Here is a 2360-nt window from a genome sequence, read left to right as displayed (position 1 = left end):
GGCCTGGGGCGGGCACACGCCCGGCTGGCGGGCATCGACGTGTTCGAAGGCCGGGCCGCCGACGGGCTGGCGCGGGTGGAGCGCGCGGCCGCGGCGGCAGTGAGCAATGATGATCTGATCGAGCTGGCCTTTGCGGCGGCCAATGCGCTGGATGCGATGGGCAAATATGCCGAGGCCTTTGACCAGGCCGATGACGCCAACCAGCTGCAGAAGCACACCACAAAGCTGTTCCACCGCCAGGCCGATGTGGCGGCGCAGATCGACGCGATGATCCAGCTGTTCCCGGCCGAGCGGCTGCCGGCGGTGACCACCGACATTGCGCCGATCTTCATCTGCGGCCTGTTCCGCTCCGGCTCGACCCTGCTGGAAACGCTGCTGGGCCGCCAGACCGGCGTCACCATGGGCGGCGAACTGGCCTATACGCCGTGGTTCATGACGCAATATGGCCAGCATATCACGCCGGCCACGCTGGCCGATGCAGCGGAGCGGTTCCGCAGCGATTACAGCAGCTTTGCCAAGAGCGTGCTGGGTGATGCCCACGTCTTCACCGACAAGCGGATGGACAATTTCCTTTATCTCGGCCTGATCAAGCGCGCCTTCCCGGCGGCGAAGATCGTGCATGTGATGCGCGATCCGATCGACAATTTCCTGTCGATGTATTTCCTGCCGTTTGCCGACAGCCTGACCTATGCCAATGATTTCGACGACATGTTGCATTACTACCGCCAGTATCGCCGCCTGATGGCGCACTGGCAGGCCTGTTTTGGCGACGACATCATCCCCGTCCGCTATGAAGCGCTGGTGGCGCAGCCCGAGGCGGTGATCGTCGATCTGGCGCAGCAACTGGGACTGGCGGGCAGTGTGGCGCCTACGGGTGAGCAGATCATCCGCACGGCGAGCGTGTGGCAGGTGCGCCAACCGGTGCACGGCCGCTCACGCGGCCGCTGGCGCAATTATGAAGCGCAGATCGGCGAGATTGCCGCCATCCTGCGCGCCGAATACCCTGAGTTCAGCGAATAAGCGGATTTGGCAGGGTCATCGATATCCCCTGCGTTTGCGCGACATTTTTGGCCCAGATCGCCACCTTGCCAATCTCGTCGGCGTGGGCGGCCTCGGCAGCGCGTTCGCGCTCCCTTGCCGCGGCGTCGAAATCGGTACCGTGCTTGCTGTGGCGGGTGAAGGCCGGGCCGGCGACCACGGCGGGCACGTCCAGCGCGATGCCAAACAAGTCACCAAGCGCCGCCATCACCTCGGCCGGGCGGGCGGTAATCTGGTCGCTGTTGAGGGTGCGCACCCGGTCACCGAGCCGCTCCGCCAGCCGGCCGAACAGCCGATGCTGGGCCAGCCAGCCCATCGCCGCCACCTGCAGATCGGATTGGCCGAGATAATCGTCCGGCCCGAAACCGAAATCATGCAGGCCCTGGCGCATCTGCTTGATCAGCAGATCGCGCACCCACAGTCGGCCATCGAGGCCCTTGCGGGTAATAGAGCCGAGATAGACAGGCAGCGGCGCATGCAGCAGCAGCGCCCGCGCCTTGGGCCGCAGTTGCAGCGTGCCGGCGATGAGCGCGTTGGCGATGTTGCTGGGCTTGACGACGATGGCTTCCCCCGGGCCGAACGGGCGGGCGAGCAGCGCCAGCCCGGCCTCCATCGCCTGCGCCAGCTGCGGACCCTTGGCGCCGCGCAGCTGCCAGCCCGCCAAGTCGTTGAACAGCATCGGTTCCTTCAGGCCCATGGCGGTGCCCGGCAGATCAAAGGCGCGCGCCAGCACCGACGACAGGCAGAAGGCGGAATGGAAGATGAAGTGGATCGGAGCCTGGGCCGTGGCCGGCAGGGCAGTGCGCGGTGCCACCTCGACCGGGGCCAGCCCAAGATATTCCGGGGTCAGGAACGTGGCGCGGGCATGATCGTCACGGGTCAGGTGGCGGAACTGAAAGGCGTCGGCGGCTTCGTCGAAACGCCACGGGAACCACAGCGGATCAGCGGCCAGTTGCGCAACGGTCGTCATACCCCCTTCTGGCCGGCTGGCCTTTGCCTGTCCAGCCGGTAGAAGAAGCCCATGGACCTTGCCGCCACCAGCCAGATCGACAGTGCCGCCCGGCCGGCGGTGATCAGCGAGCAGGCACTGGGCAGCGACACGCTTCGCCGGCGGGGCGCGGTGCTGGCGGGCGAGGCATTGGCGGACTGGCCGTGGCTGGTGGCGTCGCGCCGGGGGCTATCAGTCTCCGGCCTGGGGGGAACGCTGGTGACGCTGGACGGCCTGCGGCTGGCGCCGGGGCCGGGCGGCGTCGTGGACCTGACGTTGCTGCCATTGGGCCTGATCGACGGCGCGCGGCTGAGTGCCGGCGGGTCCGGCGTGG

3 protein-coding genes are annotated in these 2360 nt (G+C 67.3%); 2 read left to right on the top strand and 1 reads right to left on the bottom strand.

The window, feature by feature from the left end; genetic code table 11:
* A partial coding sequence (locus tag GJ693_RS15530) for a sulfotransferase family protein (protein WP_156257147.1) occupies nucleotides 1-1020 on the top strand: 1020 nt, incomplete at its 5' end.
* Here the strand turns inward: GJ693_RS15530 and GJ693_RS15525 are convergent.
* Entirely contained in the window at nucleotides 1010-2008 is a 999-nt protein-coding gene (locus GJ693_RS15525; protein ID WP_156257146.1) for a hypothetical protein, read from the bottom strand. The genes GJ693_RS15530 and GJ693_RS15525 overlap by 11 nt on opposite strands.
* A gap of 51 nt (nucleotides 2009-2059) precedes the next feature.
* On the opposite strand from GJ693_RS15525, the gene GJ693_RS17655 reads away from it, so the two are divergent.
* Nucleotides 2060-2360 (top strand): hypothetical protein (locus GJ693_RS17655; protein ID WP_197042268.1); only part of this gene is annotated, 301 nt, incomplete at its 3' end.

Origin of the sequence: Sandarakinorhabdus oryzae (assembly GCF_009733735.1) — a bacterium.
Taxonomy (GTDB): Bacteria; Pseudomonadota; Alphaproteobacteria; order Sphingomonadales; family Sphingomonadaceae; genus Sandarakinorhabdus; species Sandarakinorhabdus oryzae.
Note: the sequence above shows the minus strand (reverse complement) of the source record. Positions and strands in the feature narration are given on the sequence as shown.